Source organism: Stenomitos rutilans, assembly GCF_059505485.1.
The window spans coordinates 19,239-37,510 of the sequence record NZ_JCACKR010000017.1; the positions used below are offsets into that span (position 1 = coordinate 19,239).

Genomic DNA, 18,272 nt, shown 5'->3' on the forward strand with positions numbered 1-18,272 from the left:
TTTTAGGTGGGTTGATACATCAATCGTGCGATTGGGCAAAAGTGCCAACTCTGCATGGACGACAAGCCGAAGCCAACTCCGTATATTGAACTCATACAAACACAGAGAGCAACTGAGTTGCAGCTTTTGAGTTTGCTTTACATCCATTACGCAAAGAGAGTTGTCGAGCGATCGCTTGCGGTACGTCTTGTTTCTCTCAGAAGTAGCAGTGAGCCAGAATTGAGTCGCAGTTCCTTATTCGTTCCATCTGCAACACAGGAGCATAAACAAGGTGTGTTAAATGCCACTGTAGTGCTGGTGTTGTATGGGAACGATTAAAATTCCCAGAGTGCGGACGTTGCTGACAGCCATCATTACCGCAAGCCACTGAGCTTTTTACTTTTTAACCCTCGTGAGTTTCCTACGGAGGACTATTTTATGGCAGCCATTCCCTTGTTGATCAAAGATGACATTGAGCGTTTAAGTGCTTCAACTCAGATTGATTCTTTTGGTGTTTTTCCCGTGAATCAAGCGTTTACGGCTGTTGCACAAGAGGTTGTGGCATTGCTAAAGCAGACTCACCCTTTTCAACCTGACAGCATCAATCGTCTTGAGAAAACCTACAGTCAGCCAGAAACCATTATGATTCGGGCGATCGAGCCAGAGTACAAGCAAGCCATTGCGATCGAGCCTTTAACGGTGCGTGAGCTAGAAGTATTGCAACTAATTGTGGATGGACACAATAATCCCACAATCGCTAGAAAGCTCCACATCACGATGGGAACCGTGAAAACCCATGTTCGTAATATTTTGAAGAAGCTCTACGTGAACGATCGTACTCAAGCTGCAATTCGTGCTCTTCGCTCCGGCCTGGTTCATTAGCTCGACTGTCGAAAACACCGTTGATATACAGCTAGTTTCAAGCCTTGTGCTCCCTAGTCGAAGTGGTGCCTAACTCTGGTGGCGTCATTGCTATCGACCAAGTTCAGCTTATTCTCCACGTTCTAAATTTGGATCTTTCTCAAAGACGGAGAGCAAAATTATGTATGCAATTTCATCTTCTAATCGTGATCGATCGCCATCTGAGTCTCGTCAGCGCAATCGTAGTCGCGGTGTCATACTGTCGAAGCAGGGATGGCAGAAATTGACTCAAGCAGGTGTCCTTCATGATCAGTGGGGGAATCGTCACACCTATGAGAAGTTAAGTGAACGATCGCTCCTCAACGATCGCACCATCAGTCGCATTCTTAGTTGTGAAGTGAGAGTAGACAAGCGTTCACTGAAAACCTTCTTTGCAGCGCTTGGCTTACAGCTTCATGGCGATGATTATCTCGCTGCTGTCGGTGCTCCCGCTGATCAGACCATTGACAGTCTTTCGCACTATCTCAATTCGACGATTCATAGTGCTGAGACAACTTTGTCACATCAGGAATTGATGAGACTCTATCAACGGTTGAAACAGGATTTAAGTCATCTTTCTCATTTACTCCGTCTACACGAGATGAATGAAAGCATTTCTTTGCAATGATTTCTAACTGCTTGTTTTTGACGAAGCTAGCTACACGATCCAATTAACCATCAACACATTAAGGAGATTGACCATGAAATTCCACACCCTTACCATCAATGTAATCTTGTCGATCGCTGCTACCATTGGCATCCAATCGGCAACGCATGCTTCCACTAAATACGATGTCCTTGCCAAGCAAATTGGGTTACAAACAGCTCAGCCTCAACCCGCTCAATCTCAAGCAGTGCAGTCACAGGCAACTCAATTAGAACCGCAAGCTGCCAATAGCGCCGTTAATCAAGAAGGGCAAACCTTCTTTAGTCATCCTCCACAATTAATGCGCGTCGCTGCATCTCAAATTGGAGAAGACACCCCTTCCACTTATGAATTCACGCTGACCGTACCTAAAGATGCTGGGCAACCCTTGAAAGCAGTCAAAATTGCCCAGGCTACCAATGTGGAAACCGTCAAATTTAACGTCAGCAACAGCAAAGCTTTTGTGGGCGATCGCTTGACAGCCAGTGCTCAAATCCGGTTAGCCAGCGTTGGTGGTGAGACACCTACCAACCCAGGTGACGTGACCATTGTATTTGATCAACCAGTGCAACCCGGCAGTACAGTCACAGTGGCGCTTGCAGCCCAGCAAAATCCCAGTTGGGGTGGGGTGTATGAGTTTGGTGTAACCGCTTATCCAGACGGAGAGAATGGGCTGGGTCAGTTCTTAGGCTATGGACGCATCAATTTCTACGGGAACTCAAATTGAGCGAACGTTGATGTTGCGTTTCTAGCGATGCATTGGAGGTTGGATGGATTGAAACAATGCTCCAATCCATCCTGCCACTTAGTAACCTTAAGAATACCAATGCCATGACTCACTATGACTACATTGTAATTGGTGCAGGCTCAGCAGGTTGTGTCGTCGCCAATCGTTTGACTGAAGACAGTGACACAACCGTATTGCTCCTCGAAGCAGGCAAGCCGGATACAAAACCGGAGATTTACATCCCGTCGGCATTCATAAGTCTACTGGGTTCCGAGGTGGACTGGGCGTACTTTTCTGAGCCAGAGCCATACCTGAATGATCGCAAAATGTTTTGTCCCCGTGGCAAAGTTTTGGGTGGCAGCAGTTCCATTAATTTCATGATGTATGTCCGAGGTCATCAGCACGATTATAACCACTGGCAGTCTCTGGGAAACCCCGATTGGAGTTACCAGGATGTCTTGCCCTACTTCAAGAAATCGGAGCACCAGCAACGCGGAGCCTCCAAATATCATGGGATTGATGGGGAGCTGAGCGTCACTGATATTAAGCCTTCTGCTGTAGTTTCCCAACGTTTTGTCGATGCCTGTGTCGCAATGGGTTATGACTATAACCCCGATTTCAACGGGGCACAGCAGAAAGGGGTGAGTACCTATCAGTTGACAGTCAAGGATGGGAAACGACACAGTGCAGCGACGGCTTTTCTCCTACCCATTCTCCAGCGTCCCAATTTGACTGTGACAACAGGTGCGTTGGTGACTCGGTTGCTGTTTGAGGGTATTCGCGCTGTTGGAGTGGAATACCTGCATGAGGGCACGCTGCACCAAGTGCGAGCCGATCAGGAAGTAATTTTAAGTGCAGGTGCCTTTGATTCACCGAAACTACTGCTGCTATCTGGCATTGGGAATGCAGATTATCTGCAAGCGATGGGAATTTCAGTTGTGGCTGATCTGCCCGGTGTAGGTCAGAACCTACAAGATCATATTCTTGTCTCAGTGGTGTATGAGGCAACGCAAGCGGTACATCCTGATATCACCAGCAATGGAATCGAAGCTGGCTTGTTTCTGCATAGTGAGGGCAATCTGAAACCCGCACCCGACTTGCAATTCTTCTTTGGTCCCATTCAGTTCTTACCACCAGGTTATGCCCCAGCAGAGTATGGCTTCACGGGTGCTGTCTCTTTAACGCGTCTCCACAACACGGGCAGTGTCAGTTTACGTTCCCTTGATCCCAATGATGCATCGATGTTTCGGATGAATTATCTGCAAAGTGAAGCCGATGTGCAAAAGCTAGTGGAGGCGCTTAAGTTAATGCGCCAATTACTGCATAGTGATGGCTTTGATGAGTTTCGCGGCATGGAACTTGCTCCGGGTGCCCAGGTTCAAAGTGATGCTGACCTCGAAGCTTACATCCGGGCTGCTGGCAGTACAGTGTATCATCCAGTCGGTACTTGCAAAATGGGCACTGACACAATGGCGGTAGTAGACCCGGAGCTGAGAGTACATGGGATTGAGGGAGTGCGCGTTGTGGATGCTTCCATCATGCCAACCATTACTACAGGAAATACGAATGCACCGACCATCATGATTGGTGAGAAGGCGGCAGATTTAATTAAAGTGGAGCGTCCCTCGCACAGCCTTCTCAAGATGCACGCATCGATCTAGAAAGCAGAATTCTTTTCCAAAAGTTTATCGAACACGTCGCTTTAGCATTAGGTCTCGATGACTACTGGCACTGATGGCATGAACACCTACTTCATCTGAGCCGCAAGCTTGGGCATTCACAACACAATTCATTCATTAGAAGGAGCACTTCCATGACACAATCATTCTGGCTTATGGGTTCTCGCTTGACCATCGTCGCCGACCACACTGCGACTGATGGTAAATATGACCTGGTTGAGGGCTATTTCCCTCCTGGTTCGCAGACTCCACCCCATCGCCATACACGCTATTCCGAACAACTCTATGTGTTAGAAGGAGAATTCACGGTCTGGATTGGTAAGAACAAGGTTGTGCTAAAGGTAGGTGAAAGTGCTTTGATTCCGATGGGCATCACCCATGTTGTTGCTGCACTTAGTGATCGACCCGCTCGCGGGTTAGTCGTTGCCTCGCCCAGTGCTTTTGCTCACTTCGTTGAAGCAACAGGGACGCTAAACGAGAATGAGGCACCTGACCTGGAATTGCTCAATCGCATCTCTACCGAAATTGGCGACGAAATTCTGGGTGTACCCGGAGATTTGCCCACTGCATGACGTAATGTCAGCTTAAAAGGAGGTTTAGGTGAACACTGAATACTACGATGACCTTATTATTGGTGGCGGCAAAGCGGGTAAAACCCTGGCACCCGCGCTCGTTGCGGCTGGGCGTAAAACCGCTCTGGTGGAGCGCAGTTTAAACATGATTGGTGGCGGTTGCATCAACATTGCTTGCATTCCCACAAAGACGATGGTGGTGAGTGCAGAGGTTGCTCATACTGTGCGGCACAGTGCGACTTATGGCGTGAACACCAGCATACCCACCGTTGATTTAGGTGCCGTCATTCAACGCAAGCGATCGGTGGTGAAAGCGGCGCGTGCCATGAACTTGCACACGTTAGAAACCGCTCTCGATCACGATCTCATCATTGGCACCGCGCGGTTTGTCGCTCCTAAAACCATTGAAGTAGCAATGGTAGAGGGCAGCACGCGACACCTCACCGCCGAACGGTTGTTTATCAATACGGGTACGCGACCGTTGATTCCATCGGTGCCTGGACTCAAAGAAACCGGGTTTCTCACGAGTGAATCAATCATGGAGTTGGAACAATTGCCAGAGCACCTGATCGTGCTTGGCAGTGGTTACATTGGGTTAGAGTTTGCTCAAATGTTTCGGCGCTTTGGCTCTCGCGTGACCGTGATTGGGCAACGGGGACAAATTTTATCTCCACAAGATCCTGATATTGCCCTTGCCGCTCAAGCATTGCTCGAACGAGAGGGTATTGATTTCTTGCTAAACGCAAAGGTGCTGTGGGTCGATCGTGCGGGTCATGACACTCTGCTGCAAATTCAGGTTCTCGATCGCACGATCACGCTTCAGGGGTCTCATTTGCTTGTTGCGGTCGGTCGTGCGCCCACCACTGACACCTTAAATTTAGCCGCAGCGGGTGTCGCAATGGGTGAAAGTGGCTTTATCCAAGTCAACGATCGTCTGGAGACAAGCGTACCGGGCATTTGGGCGTTGGGCGACATTAATGGCGGACCACAATATACCCATGTGGCGCTCGACGATTATCGGATTATCAAAGCAAATTTGATTGATGGGGACAACCGCAGTACCAGCGATCGTCCCATTCCATCGTGTCTATTCATTGATCCAGAACTGGCGCAGGTGGGGTTAACTGAAACCGCCGCTCAGCAGCAGGGGTATGACATTCGGGTAGCAAAGCTAGATGCGTCCGCCGTTCCACGTGCCAGAACCCTCGGTCAAACGGATGGATTGCTGAAGGCGATCGTCGATGCAAAGACCGATCGCCTTCTAGGCTGTTCACTGTTCTGTCATGCCGCAGGTGAAATGATTTCGACGGTGCAGATGGTGATACAAGCTCAACTGCCCTACACCGTTTTGCGTGATGGTGTGTTAACCCATCCCACGATGACTGAGGGATTGAATTTACTGTTTTCAAAGCTGTGAGGCAGCAATTCAGGCACTCGTTTCAGATTCAAACCCAATAACATAAAGGAGATCACGCCATGAACACGCTCATCCGCAGGAATAGTATTCGTCTGTTTTTGATCGCCGCCCTTTCACTGGGCATCATCTTGATCACGTCCTTGGGAACCATCTTGAACCCTGCAAGCGCACAAGACGGTAAGCCCACCGTAGTCCTTGTTCACGGCGCGTTCGCCGAGTCTGCCAGTTGGAACGGCGTCTTGACCAGGCTGATCGCAAAAGGATACCCAACGATCGCCGCCGCCAATCCTTTGCGCGGAGTCAAGAGCGATGCGGATTATGTCGCCAGCATCCTCAAAAGTATCGAGGGTCCGATCGTGCTGGTCGGGCACTCCTACGGAGGATCGGTCATCACCAATGCGGTCAAGGGCAACCAGAACGTGAAGGCACTGGTCTACGTGGCTGGTTTTGCTCCTGAGACGGGTGAGACTGCCCTCGGACTCTCCGGTCGTTACCCAGGTAGCACGCTTGGTCCCACGCTTGCGCCACCAGTCGCGCTGCCTGATGGCGGAAAGGATTTCTACATCCAGCAGTCCAAGTTTCACGCTCAGTTTGCGGCGGATGTGCCCGTCGCCGATGCGAAGCTGATGGCTAGCACCCAGCGACCAGCGACGGACGTTGCGTTTAACGAGGCATCCGGCGCGCCTGCATGGAAGTCCACCCCGTCCTGGTTCATCTATGGCAGCCGTGACTTGAACATTCCAGCAGTGGCGCATGCGTTCATGGCGAAGCGCGCCAACTCAAAGGAGACGATCGCCGTGAAGGGTGCGTCGCATGTGGTGATGATTTCCCATCCCGATGCCGTTGCCAAGATCATTGAACACGCTGCGACCGCGAAATAGAGGGGTATTAACATCATGAACAAATTAGACGAAAAAGTTGCGCTGGTTACGGGTGGCACTAGCGGTATCGGTCTTGCCACTGCCAAGCGTTTTGTTGCTGAAGGTGCCTATGTCTTCATCACGGGACGTCGCCAAACTGAATTGGATGCCGCTGTGAAAGAGATTGGCAAAAACGTCACGGGTGTGCAGAGTGATGCCTCTAAGCTGGCAGATCTCGATCGCCTGTTCGCCACAATCAAACAAGAGCAAGGGCATCTCGATGTAATCTTTGCCAATGCGGGTGTTGGTGAAGTCGCCCCGCTTGGAGCCATCACCGAAGAACACTTTGACAAACTATTCAATACGAATGTCAAAGGTCTGCTGTTCACCGTGCAGAAGGCGCTGCCTTTATTACCGGACGGTGCTTCCATCATCTTGAACGCCTCGATTACTTCCATCAAAGGTACTCCAGCCTTCAGCGTTTACAGCGCGACCAAAGCGGCTGTGCGATCGTTTGCCCGTAATTGGATACTCGACCTCAAAGAGCGCCATATTCGGGTGAACGCTATCAGTCCTGGCGTGGTGCCGACTGCTGGCTACGATCACCTGGGGCTGAGCGACGAGCAATTGAAGGAATTTGTGGATAGCCAAGCCGTTACCATCCCCTTGGGACGAGTTGGCACGCCCGATGAAATTGCCAAAGCCGTTGTCTTTCTCGCGTCAGATGATAGCAGCTTTGTGAATGGCATTGAGCTATTTGTGGATGGCGGGATGGCACAGATTTGAAGCATTCTAAAGCGATCGCAAATATTCTGGATTGGATAATGATGAAGAAACTCTAGCAACCTTATCAGGACTGACGCAGATTGAATTGAAATCCGCCCCCCGTCCTCCAATTTATAGCCCTAGCGGGCATACAAGAAAGGGGGAGTAAGCGATCCAAGTCCCCCAATTTTGGGGGATTTAAGGGGCAAGTGCGTAAGTCCTGCTTATCTGAAAGGGAAACATGACTCAAAAAACATGGCTCATTACTGGTGCTTCACGGGGATTCGGAGCCGCGATCGCAAAAGCAGTTTTGGCAGCGGGTGACCGATTAATTGCCACTGCTCGCAATCAGGCTGATCTGCAACATGGCACCAATCAAGACGTGATGGCACTGAGCATGGATGTCACCGATGAGGCTCAGGTGAAAGTCGCGATCGCAACCGGGCTGGAAAAGTTTGGACAGATCGACGTGTTAGTCAATAATGCTGGATTCGGCTTGCTCGGAGCGATCGAAGAGTGCAGTGCCGAAGAGGTTGAGCGCGTTTATCGCACCAATGTCTTTGGGTTGCTGAATGTTACTCGTGCAGTACTACCCAGTATGCGTCAGCACCGCTCTGGACACATCATCAATTTCTCGTCGATCGGTGGCTATCGATCCTCTCCGGGGTGGGGCATCTATTCCTCGACCAAGTTTGCCGTCGAAGGTATTACCGAAGCCTTGTATGGCGAGTTAGCCCCGTTAGGGATTCACGCGACAGTGGTTGAGCCAGGATACTTCCGCACCAATTTTCTAGACAGCAGTTCGCTACGTCAGAGTGCAGCGCAAATCTCTGATTATGCTGAGACGGTCGGTAAGACCCGCAATATTGCGGCTGAACGGAACCATCAACAGCCAGGAGATCCCACCAAGCTCGCCCAGCCATTCTTGAGCTTGTCAACGCAGATGATCCACCCTTGCGCCTGCCTCTGGGCACGGATACGCTTCAAGCAATTGCCGAGAAGAACGCTTACGTTGAGCAAGAGACCGCAAAATGGCGAGCTTTAGCTGAGTCTACCAACCTATAGATAAGGGTTTGAGGAGTCCATTGCTATGACTGCAACGAATGGCATTATCAGCCAATCCAGCCCCTATTCAGTCGATGAAACCATCGATCGCTTAGTCGCCGTTCTTCAAGCGAAAAATATCACCATTTTTGCCCGTATTGATCAACAAGTAGAAGCCGAAAAAGTGGGACTCAGTCTACGTCCCACACGATTATTATTGTTTGGGAGCCCAAAAGCCGGAACGCCGCTGATGGTAGCAGAACCGACGATCGCCCTCGATTTACCCTTAAAAGTGGTGGCATGGGAAGCGGCTGATGGCAAAGTCTGGCTGGGTTACAACGATCCCAATTATTTGAAGCAGCGGTACTCTCTTCCCGATGAGTTGGTGAAAAACATTGATGTTGTTGCACCGCTCATCCATCAAGCATTTCTTTAGACATCTACTCACTGGAATCGACCATCATGACTGACTACACCCCGATCGCCACCACTGCCTCAATCCAAAGCGCCAGAGACATTATCGGTTCATCCCCGTTAGTTGCGATCGACAACGAAGCACCTGCCAAGCTAATTGTCGACCCACCCCTGCCCGAACCACTGGCTCAGGGGCGCGTCTTCATCCAGTACCGGACAGAGAACTTGCGCGTGTTGCCCGTGTTCGGTAAAGGTGCCCTCGACGTATCGCCGCGCATCGGACATCTCCACATTACTGTTGATGATTTACCGTGGCACTTTGTCGATGCCAGCGGCGAAACAATCATCCTGGTCGGACTGGAACCAGGTCCACACAAGGTGCTGATCGAACTGGCTGACCCTACGCATAAAGTCATCACCAGTGAAACAGTAGCGTTCACGCTGCCGTAAGAACAGTTTAATGTCATCAACATAGCTTTCAGTTTTGGGGCTGAAGCGCTTGAGATGAAGCGATCGCGTTGCTAAAAAATTCCACGATTGCTGCCAAACTCTATATCATAACGATTAAAAGAATGACGGCTACAGATCAATCGGTGGGTAGGGGCAAAGCAATGCCTTGCCCCTACAGGATGTGTCGCATCTTCAATTCAAATTGGTATCATCTAGGGGACGGTGAAGACTCATGTTTGCACTGTTTTGAGGAAGCGCTACGTTGAAGATCGTACCCAGCCATCCGATCACTCCGGGCTGGTCTTGCCCACTAGTCAGGATGAAACACTATGGTTCTTGCTCCTAATCAACTTCCCCTCATTGATCAAGACGATTATCATCTCTTACGACAACTGCGAGAGCGGGAGCCTTCTCAATCATCCCCACAAGTCCGGTTAACTTTAGGCCAGCGTCTCTCTGATAAAGTTGCTGCGATCGTGGGTTCTTGGCGATTCATTACGATTCAAAGCGGAATTTTAGTCATCTGGATTGTGCTGAATGTCACAGCGTTCATTCAACACTGGGATCCTTATCCGTTCATTTTGCTGAACCTGGCACTGTCGTTTCAAGCGGCTTATACTGCGCCCATTATTATGATGAGCCAGAATCGGCAGGCAGAGGTCGATCGCCAGAATGCTAGACATGACTACGAAATTAATATGAAAGCAGAGTTGGAGATTGAACTACTGCATGATAAGTTCGATCGCCTGGAGCGGTTTTTTACGCAAGAATCCGATACTATCAAAGCGATGCAGCAAGAACAACTCGATCGGCTTGAAGCCATCATTGCGAAGCAAGCAGGTATAGCTTCTCACTCTGGCTTTTCTGATGACAACGACTTACATAAGTGATAATTTTAGCGGCATGATGCAACCGAACTGGCAACTCTGCCAAAGCTAGCGGTTTTCCACTAGAGCAAAGGTCACAAAATGAATCGATCGCACTTAAAAGCAGAAGTTTTAACAGGCAGTCTTTTGAGTGCGTTGCTTTGTACCAACCGATCGCCGCTCAAGTCGTTCCTATTACTCTGGCAGCTTGGGTATTGATTGCTGTTCTAGAGTTGGTTAACGATGCCTGGTTTGTCTATAAAAATTTCTACGGTTCTTGGAACCGCTCAATGTTAAGGACGTAATGGAATTCTTGCTTAACTACGCAAATTTGCATGGTCAGAAATGTGGGGTGGTTACACAATCTAATACATAGCAGTTTTGATTGATTTGTAATTTGAGCATCTTGCCCGAACAAGCTAGAAGTCTCTCTTACTCTCTTCAAAGCTTTTGCAACATAGCCGTTTCCCGCGAAGGGAGCTAACAATGGAATCACCTGACACATTAAGCAACGTACAGAGGCCTGTTCAACAGGGTGGACAAGACCCAGAATCATCAATGGGAGTTCTGGAAAAGAACAAACCTGAGATTAAACCTAATCAGCCTGAGTTGGGACTTCAAGAGCCAAGCGCGGTTGAAAAGAGCGGGGAGGTTCGGCGGCGGTTACTTCCCGTTGAGGTGCTGTTGATCGCGTTTGCCCTGTGGGGAGTGTTTGGGAAGATTCCCAATCGGGCTGAGGGACGTGCAGGGATTTTGATTCCTCGTTCCAGCATTGCGATTCAACCGCGCGAAGGAGGGCGGGTATTGGCGCTGAATATTCGACCGGGTGATTCTGTCAAGAAAGGGCGGGTATTAGCCACACTGGAGTTTCCTGAACTGGAGACAGAATTACAAGATAAGCGCGATCGCCTTGCAGACCTCAAGGTACAGGATCATCAAATTGGCTCTGTTCAAACGAGTCGTAGTCAGCTCAATGCAGGTACAGTGGAACAGAAGCGTCGGGCAAATTTGGGTCAAGTTGAATCGCTGCGGGTGCAATTAGCAAGCAACCAGAGTCAGCGAGAAGCGTACCTCGACCATCTCAAGTACCTGCATAACTTTAAAGCATCTACGGATGAGAGACTCTCTGCTTACGATAATCTGGCAAAAGAGGGGGCTGTTCCTCGGATTGGCTTCCAACCCTATTTCTTTCAGTTCAGTCAACAAGAAGTTGCCAATTCTGTGAATCAGACGCAAGTCGCCCTCGATCGCCTCAAGGGAGAAGATGAGAGTCTAAGAGCACAGATGCAAAGCCTGACAGCAGCGAACGAGGCACTGACGACCGAGAAGCGCAGCATCGACTTGCAAGATACCGTCAGTGATGTCACTCGATACAATGCGATCTCTGATCAACAACGAGACATTAATACCTTACAAGCCGAAATTCGTGCCAACAGCCAGGTCGTGAGTCTTTACGACGGTAAAGTTGAGGAAATCTCGGTTAATTCAGGTGAAGTCGTGCCTCCGAGTGGTCGCATCGGCAGGTTGGCAGTTGATAACTCCAGTACCAAAGTCAACGTAGTGGCACTGTTCAAAGTGGGTGATGCGAAACAGTTAGCACCAGGAATGGCAGTCGAAGTCATTCCTGATCTGTACGATCGCGAACGCTATGGTGGCATCGTTGCAAAAGTCATTGAGATCGCTCAACAGCCAGTCACCGCGTCTGAATTATCCAGTTTGGTCGGCAGCCAGGATCTGGCAGAGAAGCTGCTATTAGGACGCGATAAGGACGATCGCGATAAGCCTCAACCGTTAAACGCCAGCGTGACGAAGGTCATCCTGGAACTCCAAACTGATCCTCATACGCCCAGCGGCTTTAAGTGGACTGAAGGCAAAGGAGCGCCCAGAGCAATTACCGACGGGACAACGGCTGATGTCAAAGCTGTGATCGAAGAGCGATCGCTGTTCAGCTACTTGACTCCCGCTTTTCGTTGGATTACGGGAGTATATGGACGCTAATTTTAAGTGAAACCTTACTGGAGTTGGATACCATGCAACATTCTAAAAGACGAACAAAGTGGTGGGGTTGGTGGCTGAAGTGGTGGGACATTGCAGCTGCGATCGTATTTATCTTAATGGTCTTTAGTGAGCCACCCCAGCTTTGGTTCTGGTTGGTCTCATTTTTTGCGCTGCTTCTCTATTCCGTTGAACGCGCCATTAACGGTTAAATTGAGGTGCAACTTCTTTGAACACTCAATACTTAACAATCATCAAACAGGGATTGAAATTTTCCCTGGGTGCCGCCCTGTTGGGTAACTTCTTCTGGCATCGGGCAGACGTATTAGATAACTCTGTTTACCCGATTTTTGGCTATGTTTCTGTCCTGATTGAACCCGCCGTAGGGGGCGCAATCGTCGCGGGGTTGGGGCGGGTTGGCGGCAGTGCTCTAGGTGGATTTATTGCGGCTCTTTTGGTGAGTTCATTTGGCCTCTATGGCTCAGGCTTATTTATCATCCCGCCGATTACTTACATTCTATCTGCCTTCATTTGTGAAACCTATCGCTGGCAGGCAGCCTATTCACAAGCAACATTGCTGGGAACGCTGATTGCAATGCGAGCAGTTGGGACATCAAGTCAGCAAGATATATGGCTGTATCTTAGATCGCGTCTGATTGATAACTGGATTGGCATTGCGGTGGGAATTGTCGTAACCCTGCTGTTTTGGCGACAGGATACTCGCACCGAGTTAACCAAAAACTTGAAACAGTTTTTGCAGGGTGTACCTCATTTGTTTCAAGGAATCGTTAATCAGTATGCCACGTCTTCCCAGTTGGAGGCCGAAAATAATCATACTCCCCTTCTTTCCACCTTCGTGCCGCCAGCTTCGCTACTCGATCGGCTGACAAAAACCACACAAGCCAGCCTGACAACTTTGACAAAAGCTGCAACTGAATTTCAGAGTCAGACACTCACAGAGGAGAATTGGAGTGCAATTTTAACCAGTCAAAACCAGTTGTCTCGACAATTGGCGGATATGTTAGTTCTGGCTGATCAAAATGAGCAAACGTTAGCTCGTCAGTTTAGAGTTGAACTCAATCAGTTTACTCAACATTTAGAAAAAAGCTGTGATCAGTTAAGCACGATAGCGAAGCGCTGCTACGTTCGCGCAGCGTCTCGCAGAGAAGCGCAGATCGCCCATCCATCCTATCCTTTTAATCCTGATTCTGAACTAGAGCAAGACTTAGTCATTATCAATGATAAACTGAATTACCTGCGCTCCACTGGAAAAATTGGCGAATACAACATTTCAGAAACATTGCGATTCTTTCAATTGCTCCAGCTTCTGAACCAATTTACCCAAGAGTTGCGATCGCTGCAAAATCGACTGCTCTATAAAGCGAATGTTGCTGCAACCCATCAACGCAGGAGGCTTTTGACCTTTCCGAAGCACAGGTCTATATCGATGAAGCGGGCGATCGAAATTGTGGGTATGGGTATGGCGATCGGAATGGTCATCGCCATTGTTCACCATATCGATTTTCCCTATCCTTCTGCCTATGAGCAAGCGGCTGAAGTGATTATTGTTGCCCTCATTACAATGCTCGTTCAACCGACACGGGGAAAGGCGATCGCGCTCAGTCTGGCAGCCGTCATTTGTCTCTGGCTCAGTCTCTTCTTGATCTATCTCTTCTCTATTTCCTTTGGCTATAATCCCATCACCTGCTGTGTAGTTTATTTTTTCATTTATGTCTGCTGTACCTTACTGGGATTTACCCCGATTGCTCGTGTGGGTGCCATTATTGCAGCCAATTGGCTCGCAAAAGACCTTTTCCCGTTCTTTTATCAGGGACTGGCAGCGGTGGCAATTGCTATTCCCTGTGGCGTGTTGATTGCTTTATTGATTACAACCGTATTCATGGGTGGCTCTGCTGCAAATGAATTAGAAAAGAGTTTTGCTCAAACCTTTAAGCAATTTGGACAACTCTATCAATCCCTGTTAACAACATATCTTCAGGGTGCAACTCCATCCCTAGAAAGCACTCAACTGAAAGCAACCCTGGCAAAGACGATTGCTCAACATCCAATGGGTTTAAAGATTGCGGGTCTTGAGGAAGGTTCGAGTGGACTGGCAACCAAGCATAAAAATCTTTGGAATTTCTTGCTGGGTTACGAACAAATGCTTTTTGCCCAACTTGAAACATTAGTAGATGAATTGCAACAACCGATGCCCGATGCGATTCGACAACAGTATTTATCAGAACTCCAGGCGATCGCTCAGCAAACGGTCGATGCATTTAATCAACTATCGGCAATGATTACCGCTCCAATGCTCCTACAATCTTCTCAGGTCTCCTCCTTAGCTCAGGAAATTGAGTCGATTGCACAGCAGCTTTTGAGCCAGCGAGTTGAAAGTCGCAGCTATCCCCTTGAACAATTAATCGCGTTCAGTTCCACCTTTATAACGATGAAAGCGATCGCCAGTAATCTGAACCGAATGAGCCAGACTCTGCCAACCTATGCTCAGTAGAGTAACGTTTTAGATCTGTTGAACGTTTATGCCCCAGGCATCATAATCAGAACAGAGGTCACAACATGAACCGATCGCACTTAAGGGCACAGATTTTAACAGGCAGTCTCATCAGTGTGCTGCTTTGTGCCCAACCGATCGCTGCTCAAGTTGTGCCCGATACTACGTTGTCAGTGGGGGAGCGATCGCAAATCTCAGGCAGTCCCAATGTGCAAATTGATGGCGGAGCCAGACGTGGGGGCAATCTCTTCCACAGCTTCAGTCAATTTGCAGTGCCAACGGGCGGTTCTGCTTATTTCAATAATGCGGTTGCTGTGCAAAACATTTTTAGTCGTGTCACAGGTGGCTCAATCTCAAATATTGATGGTTTGCTTCGGGCAAATGGCACCGCAAATTTGTTTTTTCTCAACTCCAATGGGATTTTGTTTGGTCCGAATGCATCCCTCAATATTGGCGGTTCCTTTGTAGCGACGACTGCTAATGCGATCGGCTTCCAAAATGGTGAAGTATTCAGCAGCGATGCGGCGCAACCATTACCGAGTCAATTGCTCACGGTGAATCCCAATGCCTTTTTCTTTAACCAACTGACACCCCAACCCATCATCGTTCAATCTCGGTTTGACGAAAGGGTTTTCACGATCTCTAGTTTTAACGCCACGGGTTTGCACGTTCCCCCTGGGAAAAACCTATTGCTCGTCGGCGGATCGATTCAACTAGAGAGTGGAGAACCGTTTATTGCCACCAATCCTCCTGGACGACCTTTGCTGGTGTTTTTCACCTCTAGCATACAAGACGTGCAACCCGATGGTGGATGGTTAATGAGTCCAGGAAGCTACGTCGAGCTAGGGGCTGTGGGTGGGATAGGAACTGTTGGTTTATCGACGGTCAACGCTGATTGGCAACTCACGATCTCGAATGCAGTACCAAGAGCCAATATCTCCTTAAGCAACGGGAGTGGCATTTATGTCACAGGAGCCAGTGGCAGTATTAGAATGCTTGCCCAAAACATTGACATCTCCAAAAGCGTACTTCAGACTGGGATTCTCAAAGATTCAAGATTACCCAATAGCCAAACCGGAGATCTAGATCTCAATGCAACTGGCTCGATCGCACTGAGTATGAGCGCTCTGGAAAACAGTTTGTTTGGACAGGGAACGCTCGGTAGCATCAATCTCACGGCGAGCGATCGAGTCTTTTTAGATCGCGCGGCTATCTATAGTGGTGTGGAACCAACGGGTGTTGGTAACGCAGGTAACATCAACATCTCAACTGGATCGCTTGCTTTCAACAATCGTGCTAGTGTGCAGGCCTACACACAGGGACAGGGCAATGCAGGCAGTATTAATCTTAATGTCCGCAACATCACCTCTTTTGATAACGGCTCTGTGTACAATGTCAGCCGAACAGGCTTAGGTAACGCGGGCGATATTAACATTGCAACTGGATCGCTTTCTCTCACCAATAACGCTCAACTGACTTCCTTTCAGATCAAACCGGGGACCAATGCAGGCAGCATTAATATCACTGCTCGTGATACCGTTTCTTTCACACAGAACTCTGGATTAGCTTCCTACGTAAGTGGGTCGGGCAGGGCAGGCAGTATCAGTGTGAGTGCTTACAATACGGTTTCTTTAGATAACAGTAATATCATCAATTTCATCTTTGGTGGCACTGGTAGCGTTGGTGGTATCAACATCACAACCGGAGCATTTTCTCTCGCTCATGGCGCTCAACTGTTTTCCACCCTGATTGGGCAGGGCAATGCAGGCAGCGTCAATATTAATGCCCGCGATCGCGTCTCCATAGAGGGTGATTTTATAGAATACACGAATGGTGGACGCATCGTTAGATATAAAACCAGCGGTATCTTCACACAAGTAGCTCCAAGTTCTAAGGGTCAGGGAGGAGAGGTGTCAATCTCAACTGGCTCACTGTTTTTGACCAATGGGGGTGTTGTGAATACCTCTACTGCGGGGCAGGGAGATGCCGGCCGCGTCCTTATCAATGCGCGTGACGTACAGATCCGTGGCACAGCCCCTACGTTTACCGACTACAACAGTGAAGTGCTTACCTCGGTAATACCTGGCGCTCGTATCTACTACCGCAGTGGGGTGTATACCTCGGCGGCACCCAGATCAACGGGAAATGCAGGAGATGTCAGCATCAACAGCGGGACACTCTCGGTTGCCGATCAGGGGAGAATCAACACCAATGCACAGGGACGGGGCAGGGCAGGGAATATCCAAATTCAGGCGAACGATGCGGTTTCATTTGACCGGGGAGATGCCATCAGCACACTGGAGTCGGGGGCAGTGGGCAACGGAGGCAATATCGCCATCACGGCGCGATCGTTCTTAGCAACGAATGGTGCTCAATTGTCTGTCAGCACGGCTGGACAAGGAAATGCGGGCAACATCACAATCGAGGCTGACACCATTGGCATTCAAGACCGCGCCAACGTGACAGTGAGCAGTTTGAGTAGTGGTCGGGCAGGTATTTTGTTTGTTGATGCCGATCGCCTCTATCTCAACAACCAGGGCAGCATTCGGGCAGACACGACGGGAGGTGGAGGTGATATCAATGTGCGATCGCCTTTCATCCTCCTCCGCAACGGCAGCAACATCACGACCAACGCAACTGGAGCCAACATTCCGGGTGGCAACATTGGCATTGATACGCGCTTCTTAATCGCCGTGCTGAGTGAAGACAGCAATATCAGCGCCAACTCTGAGGACTTTCGCGGTGGCAACGTTCGCATCCATGCCTTTTCTCTCTTCGGCATTCAACCCAGTCCAGTCTCCACTCCCTTGAGCGACATCACCGCCACAGGTGCGACCTCGGCCTTGAGCGGCACCATCGATGTCATCACCGCAGGCATTGACCCGACCTCTGGCTTAGTCCAATTACCCACTGACCCAGTAGAACCTGGGTTGATTGCCCAGGGTTGTCCTGCTGACAAAGGCAACTCCTTCGTCATCACAGGTCGCGGCGGCTTGCCGCCTAACCCAGAGCAGCAGTTAGACGATGATGCGGAGTGGAGCGATCGCAAAATCCTCACAGTGGCCCAGGCAGGAGCTAGAGCGGGAGTCGGGAGTCGAGAGTCGGGAGAATTCAAAATTCAAAATTCAAAATTACCCTACACCCCAATTGTTGAAGCAAACGCAATGCAGGTGACTCCTACTGGCGAGATCTTTCTAGTTGCCAACGCATCTCACTCAACCGTGCAGAATTCGTTGTATCAACCAGTCGCCTGTTCGGGAAGCCACTAAACTACGCTGGGTTAGTGCTTGTTAACTTCCTGCCTAACTTATCAAACTTTGCTGGCTGAGTCTGAGATCATAAGCGACACTGAAATTCGAGCGTAAGTTGATTCAATTACTAATTATGTTTGGCATCTGATGCAATTCGGGTCTAATGACCTGAAGATAGATTTCTACACAGAAGAG

The 18,272-nt window shown here is 49.3% G+C and carries 17 protein-coding genes; all 17 read left to right on the forward strand.

Going from position 1 to position 18,272, the window contains the following annotated elements:
* The first annotated feature begins 54 nt into the window (after positions 1 to 54).
* A complete protein-coding gene (locus tag AC5JLP_RS01365; RefSeq protein WP_496066096.1) occupies positions 55 to 318 on the forward strand; it encodes a hypothetical protein in 264 nt (87 codons plus the stop codon).
* A gap of 99 nt (positions 319 to 417) precedes the next feature.
* The gene (locus AC5JLP_RS01370) at positions 418 to 861 is read left to right on the forward strand and encodes a response regulator transcription factor (protein WP_496066097.1); all 444 of its coding nucleotides are present in this window, start codon (positions 418 to 420) and stop codon (positions 859 to 861) included.
* Positions 862 to 1,021: 160 nt separating this feature from the next.
* Positions 1,022 to 1,507 carry a hypothetical protein gene (locus AC5JLP_RS01375; RefSeq protein WP_496066098.1) on the forward strand — a complete coding sequence of 162 codons (486 nt, stop codon included), beginning with the start codon at positions 1,022 to 1,024 and terminating at the stop codon, positions 1,505 to 1,507.
* Between the two features lie 73 nt (positions 1,508 to 1,580).
* Positions 1,581 to 2,252: a DUF2808 domain-containing protein gene (locus AC5JLP_RS01380; protein ID WP_496066099.1), complete on the forward strand. Its 672-nt coding sequence runs from the start codon at positions 1,581 to 1,583 to the stop codon at positions 2,250 to 2,252.
* 56 nt (positions 2,253 to 2,308) lie between these two features.
* On the forward strand, positions 2,309 to 3,913 hold the full coding sequence (locus AC5JLP_RS01385) for a GMC family oxidoreductase (RefSeq protein WP_496066100.1): 1,605 nt from the start codon (positions 2,309 to 2,311) through the stop codon (positions 3,911 to 3,913).
* A 152-nt stretch (positions 3,914 to 4,065) separates the two neighbouring features.
* Positions 4,066 to 4,503 carry a cupin domain-containing protein gene (locus AC5JLP_RS01390; protein ID WP_496066101.1) on the forward strand — a complete coding sequence of 146 codons (438 nt, stop codon included), beginning with the start codon at positions 4,066 to 4,068 and terminating at the stop codon, positions 4,501 to 4,503.
* A gap of 28 nt (positions 4,504 to 4,531) precedes the next feature.
* Positions 4,532 to 5,920 (forward strand): mercuric reductase, encoded by a 1,389-nt coding sequence (locus AC5JLP_RS01395; protein ID WP_496066102.1) that lies wholly within the window; start codon positions 4,532 to 4,534, stop codon positions 5,918 to 5,920.
* 59 nt (positions 5,921 to 5,979) lie between these two features.
* Positions 5,980 to 6,801 carry an alpha/beta fold hydrolase gene (locus tag AC5JLP_RS01400; protein ID WP_496066103.1) on the forward strand — a complete coding sequence of 274 codons (822 nt, stop codon included), beginning with the start codon at positions 5,980 to 5,982 and terminating at the stop codon, positions 6,799 to 6,801.
* 15 nt (positions 6,802 to 6,816) lie between these two features.
* Positions 6,817 to 7,566 carry an SDR family oxidoreductase gene (locus tag AC5JLP_RS01405; protein WP_496066104.1) on the forward strand — a complete coding sequence of 250 codons (750 nt, stop codon included), beginning with the start codon at positions 6,817 to 6,819 and terminating at the stop codon, positions 7,564 to 7,566.
* 220 nt (positions 7,567 to 7,786) lie between these two features.
* Positions 7,787 to 8,590, forward strand: a complete 804-nt coding sequence (locus AC5JLP_RS01410; RefSeq protein ID WP_496066105.1) for an SDR family NAD(P)-dependent oxidoreductase — start codon at positions 7,787 to 7,789, stop codon at positions 8,588 to 8,590.
* A 45-nt stretch (positions 8,591 to 8,635) separates the two neighbouring features.
* Positions 8,636 to 9,025: a DUF302 domain-containing protein gene (locus tag AC5JLP_RS01415; protein WP_496066106.1), complete on the forward strand. Its 390-nt coding sequence runs from the start codon at positions 8,636 to 8,638 to the stop codon at positions 9,023 to 9,025.
* 26 nt (positions 9,026 to 9,051) lie between these two features.
* A complete protein-coding gene (locus AC5JLP_RS01420; RefSeq protein WP_496066107.1) occupies positions 9,052 to 9,453 on the forward strand; it encodes a DUF6130 family protein in 402 nt (133 codons plus the stop codon).
* Between the two features lie 329 nt (positions 9,454 to 9,782).
* Positions 9,783 to 10,343: a DUF1003 domain-containing protein gene (locus AC5JLP_RS01425; protein ID WP_496066108.1), complete on the forward strand. Its 561-nt coding sequence runs from the start codon at positions 9,783 to 9,785 to the stop codon at positions 10,341 to 10,343.
* Between the two features lie 462 nt (positions 10,344 to 10,805).
* Positions 10,806 to 12,317, forward strand: coding sequence for an NHLP bacteriocin system secretion protein (locus AC5JLP_RS01430; RefSeq protein ID WP_496066109.1), 1,512 nt, complete (start codon positions 10,806 to 10,808; stop codon positions 12,315 to 12,317).
* Between the two features lie 32 nt (positions 12,318 to 12,349).
* A complete protein-coding gene (locus AC5JLP_RS01435; RefSeq protein ID WP_496066110.1) occupies positions 12,350 to 12,526 on the forward strand; it encodes a hypothetical protein in 177 nt (58 codons plus the stop codon).
* Between the two features lie 17 nt (positions 12,527 to 12,543).
* Entirely contained in the window at positions 12,544 to 14,826 is a 2,283-nt protein-coding gene (locus AC5JLP_RS01440) for a hypothetical protein (RefSeq protein WP_496066111.1), read from the forward strand.
* 65 nt (positions 14,827 to 14,891) lie between these two features.
* Positions 14,892 to 18,095, forward strand: coding sequence for a two-partner secretion domain-containing protein (locus tag AC5JLP_RS01445; protein WP_496066112.1), 3,204 nt, complete (start codon positions 14,892 to 14,894; stop codon positions 18,093 to 18,095).
* Positions 18,096 to 18,272 lie beyond the last annotated feature (177 nt).

What these genes read in the sequence shown, in the direction of transcription:
- AC5JLP_RS01365 (WP_496066096.1), top strand. Translation starts at nt 55, where the DNA reads ATGGACGACAAGCCGAAGCCAACTCCGTATATTGAACTCATACAAACA.
- AC5JLP_RS01370 (WP_496066097.1), top strand. Translation starts at nt 418, where the DNA reads ATGGCAGCCATTCCCTTGTTGATCAAAGATGACATTGAGCGTTTAAGT.
- AC5JLP_RS01375 (WP_496066098.1), top strand. Translation starts at nt 1,022, where the DNA reads ATGTATGCAATTTCATCTTCTAATCGTGATCGATCGCCATCTGAGTCT.
- AC5JLP_RS01380 (WP_496066099.1), top strand. Translation starts at nt 1,581, where the DNA reads ATGAAATTCCACACCCTTACCATCAATGTAATCTTGTCGATCGCTGCT.
- AC5JLP_RS01385 (WP_496066100.1), top strand. Translation starts at nt 2,309, where the DNA reads ATGCTCCAATCCATCCTGCCACTTAGTAACCTTAAGAATACCAATGCC.
- AC5JLP_RS01390 (WP_496066101.1), top strand. Translation starts at nt 4,066, where the DNA reads ATGACACAATCATTCTGGCTTATGGGTTCTCGCTTGACCATCGTCGCC.
- AC5JLP_RS01400 (WP_496066103.1), top strand. Translation starts at nt 5,980, where the DNA reads ATGAACACGCTCATCCGCAGGAATAGTATTCGTCTGTTTTTGATCGCC.
- AC5JLP_RS01405 (WP_496066104.1), top strand. Translation starts at nt 6,817, where the DNA reads ATGAACAAATTAGACGAAAAAGTTGCGCTGGTTACGGGTGGCACTAGC.
- AC5JLP_RS01410 (WP_496066105.1), top strand. Translation starts at nt 7,787, where the DNA reads ATGACTCAAAAAACATGGCTCATTACTGGTGCTTCACGGGGATTCGGA.
- AC5JLP_RS01415 (WP_496066106.1), top strand. Translation starts at nt 8,636, where the DNA reads ATGACTGCAACGAATGGCATTATCAGCCAATCCAGCCCCTATTCAGTC.
- AC5JLP_RS01420 (WP_496066107.1), top strand. Translation starts at nt 9,052, where the DNA reads ATGACTGACTACACCCCGATCGCCACCACTGCCTCAATCCAAAGCGCC.
- AC5JLP_RS01425 (WP_496066108.1), top strand. Translation starts at nt 9,783, where the DNA reads ATGGTTCTTGCTCCTAATCAACTTCCCCTCATTGATCAAGACGATTAT.
- AC5JLP_RS01430 (WP_496066109.1), top strand. Translation starts at nt 10,806, where the DNA reads ATGGAATCACCTGACACATTAAGCAACGTACAGAGGCCTGTTCAACAG.
- AC5JLP_RS01435 (WP_496066110.1), top strand. Translation starts at nt 12,350, where the DNA reads ATGCAACATTCTAAAAGACGAACAAAGTGGTGGGGTTGGTGGCTGAAG.
- AC5JLP_RS01445 (WP_496066112.1), top strand. Translation starts at nt 14,892, where the DNA reads ATGAACCGATCGCACTTAAGGGCACAGATTTTAACAGGCAGTCTCATC.